The organism is Variovorax sp. GW821-FHT10B04 (genome assembly GCF_059415645.1).
Genome location: NZ_JBWKNQ010000008.1, coordinates 264,158 through 284,239 on the forward strand (window position 1 = coordinate 264,158; position 20,082 = coordinate 284,239).

14 protein-coding genes are annotated in these 20,082 nt (G+C 68.5%); 4 read left to right on the top strand and 10 right to left on the bottom strand.

What is annotated here, in order from left to right:
- Positions 1-12: 12 nt before the first annotated feature.
- Together guaD and AC07PZ_RS20805 are read right to left on the bottom strand one after the other, a co-directional pair.
- Complete coding sequence (gene guaD / locus AC07PZ_RS20800) at positions 13-1,305, bottom strand: guanine deaminase (protein ID WP_495297021.1); 1,293 nt, start codon at positions 1,303-1,305, stop codon at positions 13-15.
- 86 nt (positions 1,306-1,391) lie between these two features.
- Positions 1,392-2,519: a BMP family ABC transporter substrate-binding protein gene (locus tag AC07PZ_RS20805; protein ID WP_495297022.1), complete on the bottom strand. Its 1,128-nt coding sequence runs from the start codon at positions 2,517-2,519 to the stop codon at positions 1,392-1,394.
- A gap of 179 nt (positions 2,520-2,698) precedes the next feature.
- Here AC07PZ_RS20805 and AC07PZ_RS20810 point away from each other — a divergent pair, with 179 nt between their 5' ends.
- Together AC07PZ_RS20810 and AC07PZ_RS20815 are read left to right on the top strand one after the other, a co-directional pair.
- Positions 2,699-3,925: an MFS transporter gene (locus AC07PZ_RS20810; protein WP_495297023.1), complete on the top strand. Its 1,227-nt coding sequence runs from the start codon at positions 2,699-2,701 to the stop codon at positions 3,923-3,925.
- A gap of 180 nt (positions 3,926-4,105) precedes the next feature.
- Complete coding sequence (locus AC07PZ_RS20815) at positions 4,106-6,190, top strand: TonB-dependent siderophore receptor (RefSeq protein WP_495297100.1); 2,085 nt, start codon at positions 4,106-4,108, stop codon at positions 6,188-6,190.
- On the opposite strand, the gene AC07PZ_RS20820 is transcribed toward AC07PZ_RS20815, so the two are convergent.
- Positions 6,187-7,239: an adenosine deaminase gene (locus AC07PZ_RS20820; protein ID WP_495297024.1), complete on the bottom strand. Its 1,053-nt coding sequence runs from the start codon at positions 7,237-7,239 to the stop codon at positions 6,187-6,189. The genes AC07PZ_RS20815 and AC07PZ_RS20820 overlap by 4 nt on opposite strands.
- A gap of 259 nt (positions 7,240-7,498) precedes the next feature.
- Here AC07PZ_RS20820 and AC07PZ_RS20825 point away from each other — a divergent pair, with 259 nt between their 5' ends.
- Positions 7,499-8,788 carry a phosphatase PAP2 family protein gene (locus tag AC07PZ_RS20825; protein WP_495297025.1) on the top strand — a complete coding sequence of 430 codons (1,290 nt, stop codon included), beginning with the start codon at positions 7,499-7,501 and terminating at the stop codon, positions 8,786-8,788.
- 62 nt (positions 8,789-8,850) lie between these two features.
- Positions 8,851-10,302, top strand: coding sequence for a SulP family inorganic anion transporter (locus AC07PZ_RS20830; RefSeq protein ID WP_495297026.1), 1,452 nt, complete (start codon positions 8,851-8,853; stop codon positions 10,300-10,302).
- On the opposite strand, the gene AC07PZ_RS20835 is transcribed toward AC07PZ_RS20830, so the two are convergent.
- The 7 genes from AC07PZ_RS20835 to xdhB form a co-directional block, all read right to left on the bottom strand.
- Positions 10,303-11,487, bottom strand: coding sequence for an MFS transporter (locus AC07PZ_RS20835; protein ID WP_495297027.1), 1,185 nt, complete (start codon positions 11,485-11,487; stop codon positions 10,303-10,305).
- A 190-nt stretch (positions 11,488-11,677) separates the two neighbouring features.
- Positions 11,678-12,847, bottom strand: a complete 1,170-nt coding sequence (locus AC07PZ_RS20840) for a BMP family ABC transporter substrate-binding protein (RefSeq protein WP_495297028.1) — start codon at positions 12,845-12,847, stop codon at positions 11,678-11,680.
- A 61-nt stretch (positions 12,848-12,908) separates the two neighbouring features.
- A complete protein-coding gene (locus tag AC07PZ_RS20845) occupies positions 12,909-13,829 on the bottom strand; it encodes an ABC transporter permease (RefSeq protein WP_495297029.1) in 921 nt (306 codons plus the stop codon).
- Positions 13,829-14,980, bottom strand: coding sequence for an ABC transporter permease (locus tag AC07PZ_RS20850; RefSeq protein ID WP_495297030.1), 1,152 nt, complete (start codon positions 14,978-14,980; stop codon positions 13,829-13,831). Before AC07PZ_RS20850 ends, AC07PZ_RS20845 begins: the two co-directional genes overlap by 1 nt.
- The gene (locus tag AC07PZ_RS20855; protein ID WP_495297031.1) at positions 14,967-16,523 is read right to left on the bottom strand and encodes an ABC transporter ATP-binding protein; all 1,557 of its coding nucleotides are present in this window, start codon (positions 16,521-16,523) and stop codon (positions 14,967-14,969) included. Before AC07PZ_RS20855 ends, AC07PZ_RS20850 begins: the two co-directional genes overlap by 14 nt.
- Before the next feature lie 10 nt (positions 16,524-16,533).
- Complete coding sequence (locus tag AC07PZ_RS20860; protein WP_495297032.1) at positions 16,534-17,499, bottom strand: LysR family transcriptional regulator; 966 nt, start codon at positions 17,497-17,499, stop codon at positions 16,534-16,536.
- 165 nt (positions 17,500-17,664) lie between these two features.
- Positions 17,665-20,082 (bottom strand): xanthine dehydrogenase molybdopterin binding subunit, encoded by a 2,418-nt coding sequence (gene xdhB / locus AC07PZ_RS20865; RefSeq protein ID WP_495297033.1) that lies wholly within the window; start codon positions 20,080-20,082, stop codon positions 17,665-17,667.

Sequence of the window (20,082 nt, forward strand, 5' to 3'; positions counted from 1 at the left end):
GCTCGCAGCATGTCAACCTGACAGCGCTTGAGAAATCACCGTGCCCTCGATCAACCGGTCGTCGCCGAGAACGATCATCGCGAACAGCAGTTCCTCGAGGTTTTCCGCCAGTGCGGTCTTGCGCGCGAGCATCGGCGTGGCCTTGGGGTTGATCACCACGAAGTCGGCCTCGGTGCCCGGCTGCAGCGTGCCGATCACGCCGCCCAGCCCCAGGGCCTGCGCCGCGCCGCCGGTGTGGCGCCACCAGAGCTGCGACGGCGGGATGCTGATGCCCGGCTTGGTCTGCCCTTCGCGGCCGACGTAGTACGCCGCCATCATCGTGGCGAACGGGCTGAAGCTGGTGCCGCCGCCGACGTCGCTCGCCAGGCCGTAGCGGTAGCCGATGCGGTCGGCGCCCTCGAAGTCGAAGAAGCCGCTGCCGAGGAACAGGTTGCTGGTCGGGCTCACGGCGGTGGCGGACCTGGTCTCGCGCATCAGGCGCCGGTCGTCATCGTCGAAATGGATGCAGTGCGCGTAGACGGCGCGCTCGCGCATCAGGCCGAAGCCCTGGTAGACGTCGAGATAGGACCGCGCCTGCGGGAACAGCTCGCGCGCCCATTTCACTTCGTCCTTGTTCTCGGCCACGTGCGAGTGGATCCAGGTGTCGGGGTATTTCGCGGCGAGTTCGCCTGCGCCGCGCATCTGGGCATCGGTGCTGGTCGGCGCGAAACGCGGCGTGATCGCGTAGCCGAGGCGATCGACGTTGTGCCACTGGCGGATCAACGCCTCGGTGTCGACCAAGCTCTGCTCGGTGTCGTCGCGCACGCCATCGGGCGAATGGCGGTCCTGCAGCACCTTGCCGGTGATCATGCGCAGCCGGCGCCGCTGCGCGGCCTCGAAGAAGGCCTGCACCGATTCGACGTGCGAGGTCGCGAAGGTCAGCGACGTGGTCACGCCGTTGCGCAGCAGCTCGTCGAAGAAGACCTCGGCCACGGTGTCCGAATGCGCACGCTGCGCGAAGCGGCTCTCGGCCGGGAAGGTGTAGTTCTCGAGCCAGGGCAGCAGCCCGTCGGCGGGCGCGCCGATGATGTCGGTCTGCGGGAAGTGGATGTGCATGTCGATGAAGCCCGGCGCCAGGATGCGGCCCGGCAACGGCGTCACGTCGGCATCGGGATGCTGCGGCGCCACGCTGGCGTGCGGGCCGGCGTCCAGCACGCGCTGGCGACCCTGTGCATCGGGTGCCACGACCAGCAGGCCGTCTTCGTCGAACAGCGCGCGACCGGTGTCGTCGAAGCGCAAAAGGGAGGCGCGGTAGGCTTTTTTCATCGTAAGGCGCAAGACTAATGCAGTCGACGCCCAGCCGCCACCGCTGCCGCGTTATGACTGCTATATGCGGGGCGCCGGCCTCGGCCTCAACGCACCAGCCGGCCCTGCACGCCCTCGACCAGCCAGTTCATCTGCAGGATCTGCGCGTCGGTCAGTGCGCCACCCCTGGGGATCGCCACGCGGCCCTCGGTGTCCCGCACGTCGGCGACGGCGCGGAACGGTTGCAGCCGGCCCTCGGCGATGTCCTTCTGGCGGGCCAGCACTTCGTCCTGCACGGCTTTCGGCACCCTGGGCCCGAAATCGCCGACGCGGATCATCCCTTCCTTCACGCCGCCCCAGAGATTGCCCGGCTTCCAGCTGCCGTCGAGCACCGCACGCGCGCGCTGCGTGTAGTAGCCGCCCCACTGGTGCGTGACCGCGACGATCTGCGCGTCCGGCGCGACCTGGCGCATGTCGGAGTGATACGCCACCGCCATCTTTCCGCGCTCCTGCGCGGCAGCCATCACCGCGGTCGAGCCGGTGTGGAAGGCGATCACGTCGACGTCCTGGTTGAACAGCGTCATCGCGGCGTCGCGCTCCTTCGGCGGGTCGAACCAGGCATCGAGCCAGACGACCTTGACCTGCGCCTTCGGATCGACCGAGCGCATGCCCAGCGTGAAGGCGTTCAGGCCCTGCAGCACCTCGGGGATCGGGAAGCCGGCGACGTAGCCGGCCAGATGGGTCTTCGTCATGCGGCCTGCCGCGACGCCGGCGAGATAGCGGCCCTCGTAGTAGCGCGCATTCGATGCCGACACGTTCTCGGCCGTCTTGTAGCCGGTGACGGATTCGAACTTCACGTCGGGGAAGTCCCGCGCCACCTTCAGCGTCGGCTCCATGTAGCCGAAGCTGGGCGTGAAGATCAGCTTGTTGCCCTGCCGGGCGAGGTCGCGGATCACGCGCTCGGCGTCGGCGCCCTCGGCCACGTTCTCGACGTAGCTGGTGCGCACGCGCGACCCGAGCGCGCTTTCGACGGCCTTGCGGGCCAGGTCGTGCTGATGCACCCAGCCGGCATCGGACAGCGGTGCGACGTAGACGAAGCCGATCTTGAGCGGCTCGGAGGTGGCCGGATTGGCTGGGTTGGCCGGCGCGACGGGCTTCGCGGCCTGCGCCAGCGCCAAGGGAGCGGAAAGGGAAAAACAGGCGGCCGCGAATGCGGCTGCGAGGTTTTTGTACATGGTGGTCCTCTACATGGCCCCGGTGAAACAAGATCCACGCGGCAGCCGGGACGCCTGCAACGCGGGCCGGGATTCTAGTGCGGGCGCATCCTTCGCCCGGCTGTCCGGTCTGCCGTGGCGAAGGCGCCCCCCGTCAACCGGCAGGGGTCCGTACGGCGATCGCGCCGGACAATCCTGCGATGCCTTCCTCCTCGTCCTCGCCCGAATCCCTGTACTGGCGGCGCAACCTGTTCGTCTGCATGCTCGGCTCGTTCACCACGATCGTGGCGATGACGCTGCTGCTGCCCTTCCTGCCGCTCTATGTCGAGCAGCTCGGCGTCGCGGAACACGCGGCCATCGTGCAATGGTCCGGCGTGGCCTACGGCGCGACCTTCTTCAGCGCGGCGCTGGTGGCACCGCTGTGGGGGCGTCTGGCCGACCGCTACGGCCGCAAGCTGATGCTGATCCGCGCGAGCCTCGGCATGGCCGTCGCGATGGCGCTGATCGGCATCGCGCAGGATGTGTGGCAGCTCGTCGGGCTGCGGCTGCTGGCCGGCCTGCTGGGCGGCTATGCGTCCGGCTCGACCGTGCTGGTCGCCACGCAGACACCGAAGGAACGCTCCGGCTGGGCGCTGGGCACGCTGTCGTCCGCGATCATGGCCGGCAACCTCGCCGGCCCCCTGCTTGGCGGCTTGCTGCCGCCGCTCATCGGCATCCGCGCGACCTTCTTCGCAGCAGGCGCGGTGATCTTCGTGGCCTTCCTCGGGACCGCCTTCCTGATCCGCGAGGCGCCGCGCCCCGCACCCGTGAAAGGTGCGAAGCCGCACGACGGCTGGGCCTCGATCCCGGACCGGCGCCCGGTCATCGCGATGTTCGTCACCGGCACGCTGCTGATGCTGGCCAACATGTCGATCGAACCGATCATCACGGTGTACGTCGCGCAGCTCGTGGCCGACGTCGCGCACGTCACGATGGTCGCCGGCCTCGTGATGGCGGCAGCGGCGCTCGGCAGCATCCTGTCGGCCGCGCGGCTCGGCCGGCTGGCCGACCGCATCGGCGCCTGGAACGTGATCGTCGGCTGCCTCGCGGTGTCGGCCGTGCTGTTGATACCGCAGGCCTTCGTGACCGCCAGCTGGCAACTGGTGGTGCTGCGCTTCCTGATGGGCCTGTCGCTCGGCGGACTGCTGCCCTGCATCGCCAGCGTGATCCGCCACAGCGTGCCCGAACGCGCCGCCGGCCAGATGTTGGGTTACTCGGTGTCGGCGCAATACACGGGGCAGGTCGTCGGCCCGCTGATGGGCGGCTTCGTCGGCGGGCACTTCGGCATGCGCTCGGTGTTCTTGGGGACGTGTGTGTTGATGGCGGGCGGGGCGGTTTGGAACTGGTGGGCGCAGCGCGCGCAGACCGGCATTCGCGGCACCAGCTGATGGATATCCGCCAACGCAGCCACTGCCCGGTTCACTGAACCCCTTCCCACTTCCCTCCAAGATCGCAAATGACAATCGTTGTCGTTTACATCTCAGAGAGTCCCTTTGTCCCAGCCCAAACTCAAGGCCATCGCTGCCGCCTGCGCCTCCGTCACATCCGGCTCCGTTTCCCGATTCGCTCTGATCGCGCTGTGCGCTGCGTCAAGCGTCCACTCACAGACCACTGAAACCAAATCCGGCGAAGCCGCCCTGCCGACCGTCACCGTCAATGCCGAAGCGCCCGACGCCACGTCGCAGCACCTCGCCACACCCGTCAGCAGTGGCGCACTCGGCACGCGCCGCCAGCTCGACACGCCTTTTTCCACCACCGTGGTGACCAGCGACAGCCTCGCCGAGCGGCAGGTCTCCAAGCTCGGCGACGTGTTCGCGCTCGACGCCTCGGTGTCGGACAACAGCGGCGCCTACAACAGCTGGGCCAGCTACATCACGGTGCGCGGCCTGCCGCTGGACTGGCAGAACGGCTACCGCATCAACGGCCAGCCTTTCCTGAGCTATGCCATCACCCTGCCCTACGAGCAGTTCGAGCAGGTCGAACTGCTCAAGGGTTCCTCGGGCTTCATGTACGGCTTCGGCTCGCCGGGCGGCATCGTCAACTACGTGACGAAGAAGCCGACCGACACGCCGGTGCGCAGCATCGAAGTCGGCTACAAGACCGCCGGCATCTGGAGCGAGCACGTCGACCTGGGCGGGCGCTTCGGCACGGACGACCGCTTCGGCTACCGGCTCAATGCCACGCACGAGGAAGGCAAGACCTACAACGACGGCAATGTGCGCCGCGATTCGTTGTCGCTCGGCCTGGACGCGAAGCTCACCGACAAGCTGACCTGGAGCTTCGATTCGCTCTACCAGAAACGCACCGCCACCGGCCAGACGCCGTCGATCTACACCGGCAGCTACACCGGCACCAGCCTGCCCGCGACCATCAGCGCAAACAACGCGAACCTCGTGGGTGCGGGCCAGCACCTGGTCACCGACTTCAACATGGTTTCAACCGGCCTGAAGTACCAGCTCGCGCCCGACTGGACGCTGAGCACCGGCTACAGCCACAGCAGCGCCACGCGCAGCCGCAACGAAAGCATCGCCTACCTCCAGGACGCGAACGGCGGCTACGACGACTACCGCTACGACGGCGCCGAAGGCCATCGCTTCGACCAATGGCAGGCCATGGCCGAAGGCAAGGTGCGCACCGGCGACATCGAACACCAGGTCGTGCTGGGCGCCTCGTGGCAGCGCCAGACCAACAACTACAGCAGCAACAGCATCTACCAGCTGATCGGCACGGGCAGCCTGTATGCGCAGAACACCAACGACTACTTCAGCGGCACCGACTTCTCGCGCTACCACACCAGCGACATCACGCAGCGCGCCGTGTTTGCGAGCGACACGGTGAAGCTGTCCGAGCGCTGGTCCGTGCTGGCCGGGCTGCGCAGCACGAACTACACGCAGAACGGCTACGACACCACCGGCACGCGGACTTCGACCTACGGCAAGAACGGCGTGCTGACGCCGACCGCCGCGCTGATGTTCAAGCCGGCGCCAGACACCACGCTCTACGCCAGCTACGTCGAGTCGCTGGAACAGGGCAGCACGCCCGGCACGACCTACGCCAACTACGGCGATCTGCTAAATCCGCTGAAGAGCAAGCAATATGAGCTCGGAGCGAAGACCGAGCACGAGCGCTGGAGCGCGACGGCCGCGGTCTTCCGCATCGAACGCGGCGCCGAATACGCCAACAGCGCCAACGTGCTGGTGCAGGACGGGCTGTCGATCTACCAGGGTGTCGAACTGGGCGCGTCGACGCGGCTGGGTTCGCAGTGGGAGCTGAGCGGCAACCTGATGGCGCTCGACAGCAGCTACCAGCGCGGCAGCCTGTACAACGGCAACCGCGTGGCCGGCGCACCCAACCTGGTGGCCACCGCACAGCTGTCGTATGCCGTGCCGCAAGTGCCCGGGCTCAAGCTGTCGGCCGACGTGAAGTACACCGGCACCACCATGCTCGATGCATCGAACCAGATCAAGGTGCCTGGCTACACCCTGGCCAACCTCGGTGCGAGCTATGTGACGCGCATCGGCGGCTACGACACGACCTTCCGCTTCGCGGTCAACAACGTGGCCAACCGGAAGTACTGGGAATACCAGTATGAGAACTACATCAAGCCCGGCGACCCGCGCACCTTCAGCGTGAGCGCCAAGCTGGACTTCTAGCCGCCCGCGGAGAAGCTGGCGAAGCAGGCATCGAGCCGCTCGATGTACGCCCGCTTCTCTGCCTCGCCGATGAAGCTTCCCTCGAAGCTGTTCGCGGCCAGCTGCCAGGCATGCTGCGCCGTGAGCCCGGTGGCGACGAAGGTCTGCAGGAAGTTCTCGTTCATGTAGCCGCCGAAGTAGGCCGGGTCGTCGGAGTTGACGGTCGCCACCAGGCCGGCATCGAGCAGCGTCTTCAGGTTGTGCTGCGTCAGATCCGGGAACACGCAGAGCTTGAGGTTCGACAGCGGGCACACGGTCAGGGGAATGCGGTCCTTCGCCAGCCGCTGCATCAGCGCCGGGTCCTTGGCGCTCTGCACGCCGTGGTCCACACGCTCGACCTTCAGCACGTCGAGCGCGCTCCAGACGAATTCGGGCGGTCCTTCTTCGCCCGCGTGCGCGACCAGGTGGAAGCCGAGTTCGCGGCAGCGCGCGAACACGCGTGCGAACTTCTCGGGCGGATGGCCGAGCTCGCTCGAATCCAGGCCGATGCCGATGAACTTGTCGCGGTAGGGCAGCGCCTGCTCGAGCGTCTCGAACGCCTCGTCCTCGCTGAGGTGGCGCAGGAAGCACAGGATCAGCGCGGCGCTCACGCCGAGCCCGGCTTCGGCGTCGACGCAGGCCCGGTGCAGCCCGTCGATCACGACCTTCATGTCGACGCCGCGCGCCGTGTGGGTCTGCGGGTCGAAGAACATCTCGGTGCGCACGACGTTGTCGGCCGCGGCGCGCTCCAGATAGGCCCAGGCCATGTCGTAGAAGTCCTGCTCCTTCAGCAGCACGCTGGCGCCGGCGTAGTAGATGTCCAGGAAGCTCTGCAGATTGGTGAAGGCGTAGGCCTCGCGGAGCGCTTCCACGCTGGCGTAGGGCAGCGTCACGCCGTTGCGCCGGGCCAGCGCGAAGATCAGTTCGGGCTCCAGCGAGCCTTCGATGTGCATGTGGAGCTCGGCCTTCGGCATCGCGCACAGCAGCGCAGGCAAGCGATCGGCCGGGATGTTGAATTCTGTGGGGTTCATGGCGTCACTCTAAATCGAATCGGCACGGGCGGGCACGGTCCGTGCGACCGGATTCGGCGCCTGCGCCAGGCCCCACGGCGGCGTGGGGATCGGCACGTCGCCGACAATGCGCGCGCCCGGCCGAACACCCCACGCGCCTTTCCATGAATCCTTCATCAAGGCCGGGCAGGATCGCCCTGTCGGCCGAAAGCCTTCGCGCCGCCACTCCCGAGATCGCCATGTCTTCCCTGCTGCCCCACTCCTCCGCACGGAGCGCGCCGTGCAATCGCTGAACCTCGCGTTGTTCGCATTCTTCGGCGCCGGCTTCTCACCGCATCCGCTGCTGCTGCCCCTGGCGGCGGCCATCGCGACCGGCTCGTCCTGGCTGTGCGTCGCCCTGCTGGGCTGGACCGCGCTGCGCCGCCCGCCCGAACGCCTTTACGTGATCACCGCGCTGCTCGCCGCCGCCGCCGCGTCGCTGCTGGCCAAGCAACTGGCCGAGTCGATCGGCATGCCGCGCCCTTTCGCGCTGGGCCTGAGCCCCGAACACATCGCGCACGGCGCCCGCGCCGGCCTGCCGAGTGCGCACGCATCGGTGATGTTCACCACCGCCTTCGTGCTGATGCTGCGCGGTCCGCTGCGCGACGTCGGCTGGGCCATGGCGGGCATCGCACTGGCCACGTCATGGTCGCGGGTCTACGTCGGCGTGCACTTTCCGTTCGACATCCTGGCCGGCATGCTGCTCGCCGCCGTGTTCGCGGGCGCGCTGTCGACGCTCCGGCCCGGGCTGCAGGCGCTCGCCGCCAGGCTGACGGCGGTGCACGGCTACGGCGTCGGCCCGTCGATCGCGCTGATGCCCCGCCGGCTGGTGCGGCTGTCGCGCCGGCTGGCCGACGGCCGGCTCGCACTCTGGCTGGCGCTCGGTTGCGCGGCGGTGGCGGTGGCCGTCGGCCTGGTCACGCCGCATCTCATGCCGCTGTCCTTTCTGCAGGAGAACGGCCCGGTGGAGCAAAGCACCATCGCCGTGTACCTGGCCGCTGCCGCTTTGGTGCTGGCGATCCGGGTGCCGGGGCTGTCACGGCTCGACAAGGCCGCCATGTGCGTCGTGCTGCTCGCGCTGGCGGCGCGCGAGGCCGACCTGCACTCCGCGGTCTATGGCGTGAGCATCCTGAAGGCGCGCTTCTACAACCAGTTCGCCTCGACGCCGCAGATCGCGGGCGCGCTGGCCATGCTGGCGCCGATCGTGCTGTCGGCCGTCTGGCTGCTTCGGCGCTACGTGTCGGTGCCGTGGGCGTCGCCCGCCCGCCGCAAGTGGTGGCCGGCCACGATGACGGCGCTCACGTTCGTCACCGTCATCGTGGTGGCCAAATGCCTCGACCGGCTGCCGGCGACGCTGCTCGATTACGGCGTGGTCGATCAGGTGCCCATGGCCGCCCGGAACCTGCTCCTGAGCCTGGAGGAAATCCTCGAGTTCGCACTTCCGCTGCTCGCCATCCTGGCACTGGTGCAGGCGCGGCTCGGCCGGCGCCATGACCGGCCGTTCCTGCAGCCGCTGCGCGCCGCGCGCTGAGCCGCGGCACAGAATCGACCGAACGCGCCATCGCCTCATCCCGTTCCCTGCCTACCATCCTCATGCCCCTGAACCGACTCCGTGCCGAATGGCTGCCCAAGAACATTCCGCGCGAGCTGATGGCCGGTGCGGTCGCCACCTTCGCGCTGATTCCGGAGGTCATCGCCTTTTCCTTCGTGGCGGGCGTCGACCCGGCGGTCGGACTGTTCGCGTCCTTCGTCATCAGCATCGTGATCGCCTTCACCGGCGGCCGGCCGGCCATGATCTCGGCCGCGGCCGGTTCGGTGGCGCTGGTCGCGGCGCCGCTGGTGCATGCGCATGGGCTCGCTTATCTGCTCGCAGCCGGCGTGCTGGCCGGGCTGCTGCAGATCGTGTTCGGCCTGCTGCGGCTCGGGGCGCTGATGCGCTTCGTGTCGAGTTCGGTGCGCACCGGCTTCGTCAACGCGCTGGCCATCCTGATCTTCGCCGCGCAGTTGCCGCACCTGATGGGCGCCAACACGGCGACCTGGGCGGTGCTCGCCGTGGGACTGGTCATCATCTACGGCCTGCCGCGCCTCACGACCGCCGTGCCGTCACCCCTGGTGGCCATCGTGGTGCTGACGCTGCTGTCGACGCAGCTCGGCCTGCCGCTCAAGACGGTCGCCGACCTGGGCCACCTGCCCGACGCCATGCCGAGCTTCGCCTGGCCGGGCGTGCCGCTGACGCTCGACACGCTGCGCATCATCGCCCTGCCCGCGCTCGCCATCGCGATGGTCGGCCTGCTCGAATCGATGATGACGGCCAGCGTGGTCGATGAGCTGACCGACACGCCCAGCGCCAAGAACCGCGAATGCGCGGGCCTGGGCGCCGCCAACGTCGCGGCCAGCCTGTTCGGCGGCATCGCCGGCTGCGGAATGATCGGCCAGACGGTGAGCAACGTGCGCTACGGCGGCACCGGCCGGCTGTCCACGCTGTTCGCCGGCGTGTTCCTGCTGGTGCTGATGGTCGCGCTCAAGCCGTGGGTTTCGCAGGTGCCGGTGGCGGCGCTGGTGGCCGTGATGGTGATGGTGTCGGCGTCGACCTTCGACTGGGGGTCGCTGCGCGCGCTGGTGCGGCATCCGCGGATGTCGAGCGCGGTGATGCTCGCCACGGTGGCCGTCACCGTCGCCACCGACAACCTGGCGGCCGGCGTGGCCGTCGGCGTGATGCTCAGCGGCGTGTTCTTCACTTTCAAGGTGGCACGCCTGCTCGACGTGCGGGCATCGGACGAAGCCGACGGCACGCGTGTCTACCGCGTGGCAGGCCAGGTCTTCTTCGCCTCGGCCGAGTGGTTCGTCGACGCCTTCGACGTGCGCGACACCGAAGGGCGCGCGGTGCGCATCGATGTGTCCGGTGCGCACTTCTGGGACGTGACGGCGGTGGCCGCACTCGACAAGGTCACGCAGCGCCTGCGCAAGCATGGCAGCACGGTCGAGGTGATCGGCCTGAACCGCGCCAGCGAAGTTTTGATCGACAGGCTCGGCCCGCAGCGTTAGTCACCAGCGGCGGATCAGTACTGCCGCCAGCAGCAACACACACGCCACGCCGGCCAGCAACGCACCCCAGCCCAACTGCTCCCACAGCGCGCCGCCCAAATATCCGAGCACGCTGGAGCCGAGGTAATACGCGCACAGATACAGCGATGCGGCCTGCGCCTTCGCGCCGTTCGCGCGCTGGCCGACCTGCCCGCTGGCCACCGCGTGTGCCGCGAAGAAGCCGCTGGTCAGCAGCGCCAACCCCAACACCACCGCCGCCAGCCAGGGCGTGGCCAGCGCTGCGGCGCCCAGCAGCATCAGGCCGATGCCGCTCTGCACGACGCGGCGCGCACCCAGCCGGTTGACCAGCCCACCCGCCCAGCCTGCGCTCACACTGCCGAGCAGGTAGACGGTGAACAGCAGGCCGATCACGGTCGACGACAAATTGAAGGGCGCGACGGCCAGATGGAAGCCCGCGTAGTTGAAGACCGCCACGAAGCTGCCCATCAGCATGAAGCCCAGTGCGAAACCCGTGCGCAACGCCGGCGTGCGCAGGTGCATGCGCAGGTTGCCGACCAGCCCGCGCATCGACAGCGCCTGCGGCCGGAAATGCCTCGACGGCGGCAGCAGCCAGGCGAACAGCGCGGTCGACACCAGGCTGAGCGCCGCAATGCCGCCCATCGCCACATGCCAGCCGCCCAGGTCGGCCAGGCCGCCGGAGAGCAGCCGCCCCGCCAGCCCGCCCAGCGCATTGCCACTGATGTAGAGGCCCATCGCCGACGGCAGCGAGGGCGGATCGAACTCCTCGCCGACATAGGCCATCGCCAGTGCGGGCAGGCCGCTGAGCGCCACACCCATCAGGGTCCGCAGCGTCAGCAGCAGCGGCCACGAATCGACGAAGGCGCACGCCAACCCGAGCAGGCTGGCCACGCCCAGCGCCACCAGCATCACCGGCTTGCGACCCCAGGCCTCGGCCAGCGAGCCCGCCACCAGCATGCACAGCGCCAGGCTCAGCGTGGTCATCGACAGCGTGAGGCTGCTGCTCGCGGCCGATACGCCGAAGTGCCGCGCGAACAGCGGCAGCAAGGGCTGCACGCAGTAGATCGATGCGAAGGTCGACAGCCCGGCGCAGAAGATGGCGAAGGTCGCGCGGCGATAGGCCGGCGTGCCGCGCTGGAGATAGCCAGCGGAATCGGAAGCAGACAAGAAAGGCCCGGGAAAAAGGAAAAAGGGTTGCGCGAGGCAACCCTTTTTATCGTCTATGCCGCCTCGCCGCGCGAACGTCGCGGAGAAACAAGGCACCCGCCTCGGTTATCGAGGTGATGCGGCCACCGCCGCGCCGCCCCCTCGGGGGGTGGCGAATCACACGCGCAACGCGCGTGAAAAGCCGCGGGGCTTACTTCTTGTCGCCGCCGGGCACCTTGCCGTCCACGCCCTTGACGTAGAAGTTCACGCCCGACAGGAACTTGTCGTCGGCCACCGCGCCGGCAGCGACCACTTCCTTGCCGTCCTGGCCGACGATCGGACCCTTCCAGATCGAGAAGCTGCCGTCCTTCAGGCCGGCCTTGACGGTCTCGACCTTGGCCTTGACGTCGGCCGGCACGTCCTCGGCGATCGAGACGATGTCGATCGCGCCTTCCTTCACGCCCCACCAGCTGGAGCCGGTCGTCCACTTGCCGTCCAGCGCGTCCTGCGTGGTCTTGATGTAGTACGGACCCCAGTTGATGACCGACGAGGCCAGGTGGGCCTTCGGGCCGTAGGCGGTCATGTCCGAGTCCCAGCCGAAGGCGCGCTTGCCCTTTTCCTGTGCGGTCTTGAGCACGGCCGGCGAGTCGGTGTTCTGGAACAGCACGTCGGCGCCGCCGTTGATCAGCGCGGTGGCGGCTTCGGTTTCCTTCGGCGGGCTGAACCATTCGTTCACCCACACGACCTTGGTCGTGATCTTCGGGTTGACCGACTGCGCGCCCAGCGTGAAGCTGTTGATGTTGCGCAGCACTTCGGGGATCGGCACCGAGCCGACCACGCCCAGCGTGTTCGACTTGGTCATCGCGCCGGCGATGATGCCGGCCATGTACGCGCCTTCGTAGGTGCGGCTGTCGTAGGTGCGCATGTTGTCGGCGGTCTTGTAGCCGGTCGCATGCTCGAACTTGACTTCCTTGTTGTCGGCCGCGACCTTGAGCATCGGCTCCATGTAGCCGAAGGTGGTGCCGAAGATCAGCTTGTTGCCCTGGCTGGCCATGTCGCGGAACACGCGCTCGGCGTCGGCCGATTCGGGCACGCTCTCGACGAAGGTGGTCTTGATCTTGTCGCCCAGTGCCTTTTCCAGTTCCTTGCGGCCGTTGTCGTGCGCGAAGGACCAGCCGCCGTCGCCGACCGGGCCGACATAGGCGAATGCGACGTTCAGCGGCGCGGCCGGTGCGGGTGCGGCGGCCGCAGCGGGCGCCGGTGCAGCAGCAGGCGCGGCCGGTGCCGCTTCTTCTTTCTTGCCGCAGCCCACGAGGGCGGCGGAAGCGACGGCCGTCAGGGCTGCCAGCTTGAGAAGGGAACGCTTGTTCAGATCATTCATTGTCGAAATCCTCGGTGGACTGGTTGCTGGAGAAACTGGAAAGGCGAAACGAAACAAAAGATTATGAGCCGGGGTAGAACGGTTTCCCTATCGACGCCGGCATGTTCACGCGGATGAAAGCCGGGTTGCGCGAGATCAATGCCAGCACCACGATCGTGGCCACGTACGGCATCATGTTCAGGAACTGGCTCGGGATGTCGACACCGGTGTTCTGCAGGTGAAAGCCCAGCATCGTCACGCCGCCGAACAGGTAGGCGCCGAGCAGCACGCGGGCCGGCCGCCAGGTCGCGAAGGTGGTCAGCGCGAGTGCGATCCAGCCGCGGCCCGAGACCATGCCCTCGTTCCAGCCGCGCGAGTAGATCTCCGACAGGTAGGCGCCCGCCAGCCCGCACAGCGCGCCACCGACCACCACCGCCAGCAACCGGATGCGCCGCACCGGATAGCCCAGCGCATGGGCCGATTCGGGCGACTCGCCGACCGCGCGCAGCACCAGGCCGGCACGCGTGCGGTAGAGGAACCAGATCAGCGCGAAGGCGAACAGGATCACCAGGTAGACCAGCGGATGCTGGCGGAACAGCGGCCCGCCGACCACCGGCAGGTCGCCCAGCACCGGGATCGAGAACGGCGTCAGCGCCGGCAGCGTGGCCTTGGTGTAGTCGGTGCCGACGAAGGCCGAGAAGCCGCCGCCGAACAGGCTCAGCGCCAGGCCGGTGGCGTACTGGTTGGTGTTGAGCCAGATCACCAGTACGCCGAAGATCGCGGCCAGGAAGGCGCCGGCCACCATGCCCGCCAGCAGGCCGAGCCAGGTGTTGCCGGTCGCGACCGTGACGGCCACGCCGGCGACCGCGGCGCACAGCATCATCCCTTCGGCGCCGAGGTTCACGATGCCGGCCTTCTCGTTGACGAGCAGGCCGAGCGCCGCAATGGCGAGTGCGGTGCCGGCGCTGAACACCAGCCCGAGCAATCCAATGTAGACCTCCATCACAGGGCTCCTTCGGTGGCGCGCACGGCCGGCGCATTGAGTGGCGTGCTGGCCTGCAGCGACGAGGTGGCGGCCGCGGACGGCGCCGCCTTCGGTGCGGCCTTGCGGCGGATGCGGTAGGCGATCAGCGTGTCGCAGGCCAGCAGCGTGAACAGCAGCAGGCCCTGGAACACGCCGGTCAGCGACTTCGGCAGGCCGAGGCGCGATTGCGCCAGCTCGCCGCCGATGTAGAACATGCTCATCAGGATGGCCGAGAAGATCATGCCGACCGGATGCAGCCGGCCGACGAAGGCCACGATGATGGCCGCGAAGCCGTAGCCGGCGGGCACGTACGGCGACAGCTGCCCGATCGGGCCCGCGACCTCGAGTGCGCCCGCCAGGCCGGCCGCACCGCCCGAGGTCAGCAGCGCGATCCACACGGCGCGGCGTGCCGAGAAGCCCGCATAGCGTGCGGCGGCCGGCGCCAGCCCGCCGACCTGCTGCGCGAAGCCCGCGCGCGTGCGGAACAGGAAGACCCACAGCATGGCCGCGCCGGCCAGCGCGATCAGCAGGCCGATGCTCACGCGCGAACCCTTGATGAGCCGCGGGATCTGCGTGACCGCGTCGAAGGTCTTGCTCTGCGGAAAGTTGAAGCCCATCGGGTCCTTCAGCGGTCCCGCGACCATGTAGCCCAGCACCAGCGTCGCGACGTACACCAGCATCAGGCTCACCAGGATCTCGTTGGCGTTGAAGCGGTCGCGCAGCAGCGCGACGATCGCCGCCCAGGCCATGCCGCCCAGGATGCCGGCGAGGATGATCGCCGGCACGATCCACGGGCCGGTGTTCTTGTCGGCCAGCAGCGCCACGTAGCCGGCCGCGATCGCGCCGATCACGAACTGCCCTTCGGCGCCGATGTTCCACACGTTCGAGCGGAAGCAGACCGCCAGGCCCAGCGCGATGATCAGCAGCGGCGTGGCCTTGACCATCAGTTCGCCGATCGCATAGCCGCTCTTGATCGGCTCCCAGAAGAACACCAGCAGGCCCTTGACCGGGTCCTTGCCGAGCAGCGCGAACAGCGCGACGCCGATCACCACCGTGATCAGCAGCGCGAGGATGGGCGAGCCGTAGCTCCAGAAGCGCGAGAGTTGCGGGCGGGGTTCAAGCTTGAGCATGGGTCACTTCCTTGGCGGAGACAGTGGCATCGGCGGCGACGTCGGAAGCGTCCCAGAGGCCGCTCATCCATTCGCCGATGCGCGGCACGGTGGCGTCGGCGCGGTCGACCGACGGCGACAGCCGGCCCTTGGCGATCACGTAGAGCCGGTCGCTGATCTCGAACAGCTCGTCGAGCTCCTCGCTGACCACCAGCACGGCGCAGCCCGCGTCGCGCAGCGCGAGGATCTCGCTGCGGATCAGTGCCGCGGCGCCCACGTCGACGCCCCAGGTCGGCTGCGCGACGATGAAGAGCTTCGGGTTGGCGTCGATCTCGCGGCCGACGATGAACTTCTGCAGGTTGCCGCCCGACAGCGAGCGCGCGGCCGAGGCCGGCCCGCCGGCCTTGACCTTGAAGCGCTGGATGATGGTGTCGGCATGGCCGGCCAGCGCGCCGGTGCGGATCCAGCCGCCGCGGCCGACCGCGTTGCTGCGCGTGAGCAGCAGGTTGTGCGAAAGCCCCAGCGTCGGCACGGCGCCGCGGCCCAGCCGCTCTTCCGGCACGAAGTGCAGCCCGAGCGCACGCCGCTTGCGCGGCCGGAAGCGCGCGGCGGCCTGGCCGAACACTTCGATCATCGCGGGCTCGGCGCGCGTGTCCTCGCCCGAAAGCGCATAGAGCAGTTCCTTCTGGCCGTTGCCCGACACGCCCGCAATGCCGACGACCTCGCCCGCGCGCACGTCGAGACACACGCCGTCGAGGTCGATGCCGAACTGATCCTCGCGCGCCAGCGTCAGCCCCTTGACGCGCAGCGCCAGCGCGCCGGCGTTGACCGCGCGGTGTTGCAGCGGCGGCGGCTCAGCGCCGATCATGAGGCGCGACAGCGACTCGTTGGTCTCGTTCTGCGGATTGCACACGCCCGTGACCTTGCCGCCGCGCAGCACGGTGCAGGCGGTGCACAGCTCGCGGATCTCGTGCAGCTTGTGGCTGATGTACAGGATGCTGCAGCCCTCGGACGCCAGCTTCTTGAGCACCACGAAGAGCTTGGTGACGGCCTGCGGCGTGAGCACCGACGTGGGCTCGTCGAGGATCAGCAGCTTCGGGTCGGTCAACAGCGCCCGGATGATTTCCACGCGCTGCATCTCGCCGACCGACAGCGTGTGCACCGGCCGCGACGGGTCGATGTCGAGCCCGTACTCGGTCGCCTTGGCGCTGATGCGGCGCGTGACGTCGGCCAGCGCCAGGCTCTTGTCGAGACCGAGCCAGACGTTCTCGGCCACCGTCAGCGTGTCGAACAGGCTGAAGTGCTGGAACACCATGCTGATGCCGAGCGCGCGCGCCTCCTGCGGGTTGCGCACGTTGACGGCCTGGCCGTTGAACATCACGCTGCCCTCGTCGGGCTTGACCGAGCCGTAGATGATCTTCATCAGCGTCGATTTGCCGGCGCCGTTCTCGCCGAGCACGGCATGCGTCTCGCCGGGCAGCACGGTGAGCGACACGTCGCTGTTGGCGACCACCGCCGGGTAGCGCTTGGTGATGTGGGCGAGCTGGAGTCGTGGGGTTGTCATTCGGGGGCTCTCACTGGAAACCGGGTGTGCCGGCGGCGGCGCCCGGCACGGGACGCAACGACGCCGCCACCGACTTGATGCGGTCGCGCAGCCAGCGGGCCGAACTCGACGCATGCGTGCGTTCGTGCCAGAGCTGGTAGTACATGAGGCGCGGGAAGGCGACGGGGCATTCGAGGATCTTCACCGGCAGGCGGGTGGTGAAGCGCTCGCAATATTGACGCCCGGTCGTGAGCACCAGCAGGCTCGAGGCGACCATGTCGGGGATCAGGCTGAAGTGCGCGCAGCGCGCCGTGATGTTGCGCTGCACCTTCAGCGCGTCGAGCATCTGGTCGATGATGCCGCGCGCGCCCGGGTGCATCGGCGTGGGCGCGATGTGCTCGGCCGCGAGCCAGGTGTCGGCGTCCCAGCCGCGCCGCACCGCCGGATGGTCGGCGTTGACCAGCGACACGATCTCGTCGCCGAACAGGCGCGCCATGTGCAGGTCTTCCGGCGGCTTGAGCCAGTTGCCGATCACCAGGTCGACGTTGCCCAGCGACAGTTGCGCGTGGTAGTTGGAGTCGGGCGACAACGGATGGATCTCGATCTTGCACAGCGGCGCCTGGCTCTTGACCTGCGCGACCAGCATCGGCAGGAACAACGGGTCGAGGTAGTCGCTGGCGGCGATGCGGAAGGTGTTGGTCGCGGTCTGCGGGTCGAAGGCTCGCGCGTCGCTGAACAGCACCTCGGCCGAGCGCAGGATGCTCGCGGCCGGCTCGATCATGCGCAGCGCCGCATCGGTCGGCACCATGCCCGCGCCGGACCGCACCAGCAGCGGATCGCCGGCCAGCTCGCGCAGCCGCTTGAGCGCGGCCGAAACGGCGGGCTGGTACATGCCCAGCCGAATGGCGGCGCGCGACACGCTGCGGTCGGTCAACACGGTGTGCAGGACTCGTATGAGATGAAGATCGATCTTGTCGAATAGCGCCTGGTCACGCATGAATTGGCTCCCCCCCAGGCTTCGCGCACTTCGTGTCGCTTCGCCAACCCCCTACCGGGGGCGATGCCAGCGGCCCGGCGAAGCCGGTTCCGCGGCATCCCGCGACAAAAGAGACAGAGGTGAACATGGCGGGTGGAACAAGCACCGACAAAGTCTAAGTGCTATCTAAGCTTGTACTGCGGTGATCGCATTCAGGATGGCTTCGCTGGTTGCAGGTGCCCGCAGCGGCGGGTCGACGCGGTGGTCGCCGGCGGCCGACACGGCGTCGCGGATCGCGAAGAACACCGAGAACGGCAGCAGCAGCGGCGGTTCGCCGACCGCCTTGCTGCGGTGGATCGAGTCCTCGAAATTCGGTCCCTCGAAGAGCTTCACGTTGAAGACCGGCGGGCAGTCGTTGGCTGTCGGGATCTTGTAGGTGCTGGGTGCGTGCGTCGTGAGCTTGCCGCTTTGCGGATGCCACACCAGTTCCTCGGTCGTGAGCCAGCCCATGCCCTGGATGAAGGCGCCCTCGACCTGGCCGATGTCGACCGCCGGGTTCAGCGACCTGCCGGCGTCGTGCAGGATGTCGGCGCGCAGCAGCTTCCATTCGCCCGTGAGCGTGTCGATCGCGACTTCCGCGACGGCCGCGCCGTAGGCGTAGTAATAGAACGGATGCCCCTGCATCGTGTCGCGGTCCCAGCTCAGCCCCGGCGTGGCATAGAAACCGTCGGACCACAGCTGCACGCGGTCGAGGTAGGCCTCGCCCACCACCGTGGCGAAGCTCAGCGTGCGGCCGTTCACCACGACCTTGTCGTTGACGAAGCGCACGTCGGCGGGGCTCCCGCCATGGCGCGCCGCGGCGCAGGCGGCGAGCCGCTCGCGGACGGTGCGGGCGGCGTCCTGCGCGGCCTTGCCGTTCAGGTCCGAACCGGTCGAGGCCGCCGTCGCCGAGGTGTTGGCGATCTTCTGCGTGTCGGTGGCCGTCACGCGCACCGCGTCGAAGCTCACGCCGAGTTCGTGCGCGACGACCTGCGCTACCTTGGTGTTCAGCCCCTGGCCCATTTCGGTGCCGCCGTGGTTCACCAGGATCGAGCCGTCGGTGTAGACGTGCACCAGCGCGCCCGCCTGGTTGAAGTGCCGCACGTTGAAGGCGATGCCGAACTTCAGCGGCGTCAGCGCCAGGCCGCGCTTGAGCACCGGGCTGGCCGCGTTGAACGCGTGGATCGCCTCGCGCCGTGCCCGGTAGTCGCTGCTCGCTTCCAGCTGCGCCACCAGCTCGTGCAGGATGTTGTCGGTCACCACTTCGCCGTAGGGCGTGACGTTGCGCTCGTCCTTGCCGTAGAAGTTGATGCGCCGGACGTCGAGCGGATCGCGGCCGAGTTCGCGCGCCACGGTGTCGAGGATGTTCTCCATCGCGATCGCGCCCTGCGGACCGCCGAAGCCGCGGAACGCCGTGTTGCTCTGCGTATTGGTCTTGCCCGAATAGCCGTGCATCGCGACATCCGGCACCCAGTAGGCGTTGTCGAAGTGGCACATCGCGCGCGTCATGACGGGCCCCGAGAGGTCGGCCGAGTGGCCGGCGCGCGAGACCATCGTGATCTCGGCACCGAGGATGCGGCCTTCGTCGTCGTAGCCGACCTCGTAGTCATACCAGAAGCAGTGGCGCCGGCCGGTGACCATGAAGTCGTCGTCGCGGTCGAGCCGCAGCTTGACCGGGCGCTTCAAGCGGTTGGCGGCCACCGCCGCCACGCAGGCGAACAGGCCCGACTGCGACTCCTTGCCGCCGAAGCCGCCGCCCATGCGCCGGCATTCGACCTGGACCTCGTTCGCATGCAGGTGCAGCGCGTGCGCGACCAGGTGCTGCATCTCGCTCGGATGCTGCGTCGAGCAGTACACGTGCATCGCGCCGCCCTCCTTGGGGATCGCGTAGCTGATCTGGCCTTCGAGATAGAACTGCTCCTGCCCGCCGACGTCGAGCGTCGCCTTGATGCGGTGCGGCGCCGCGGCGATGGCGGCCTGCGCGCCGCCCTCGTTCGTGCTGCGCACCAGGTGCATCGGCGGCACCACGTACTGGCCCTTGGCATGCGCGTCCTGCGGCGTGAGCACGGGCGGCGCGGCCTCGATGGTCAGTGCTTCCTTGGCGCGGGACGCGGCGCGGCGCGCGATGTCGCGGGTTTCGGCGATCACCGCGAAGACCGGCTGGCCGAGGTAGCGGATGTCGCCGTCGCACAGGATCGGGTCGTCATGCACGATCGACCCGCAGTCGTTGCTGCCCGGGATGTCGGCAGCGGTCAGCACCGCCACCACGCCGGGCAGCGCGCGGATCGCATCCAGCGCCATGCCGGTGAGCTTGCCGTTGGCCACCGGCGACAGGCCGAGCGCGCAGTGCAGCGTGCCGGCCAGCTCCGGCAGGTCGTCGATGTAGTTCGCCTCGCCCGCCACGTGCAGCTGGGCCGACTCGTGCGGCCGGCTGATGCCGACGCGAACGCCGTCTTCCTGGGCCTTGGCTTCGGCGCCGGCGTCGATGCGCGCGGCGGTGTTCTTCAGATAGTCGGCAAAGGCCTCGGCCGGTTGCAGCAGTTGGGCGTCCACGGGTTTGTTCAT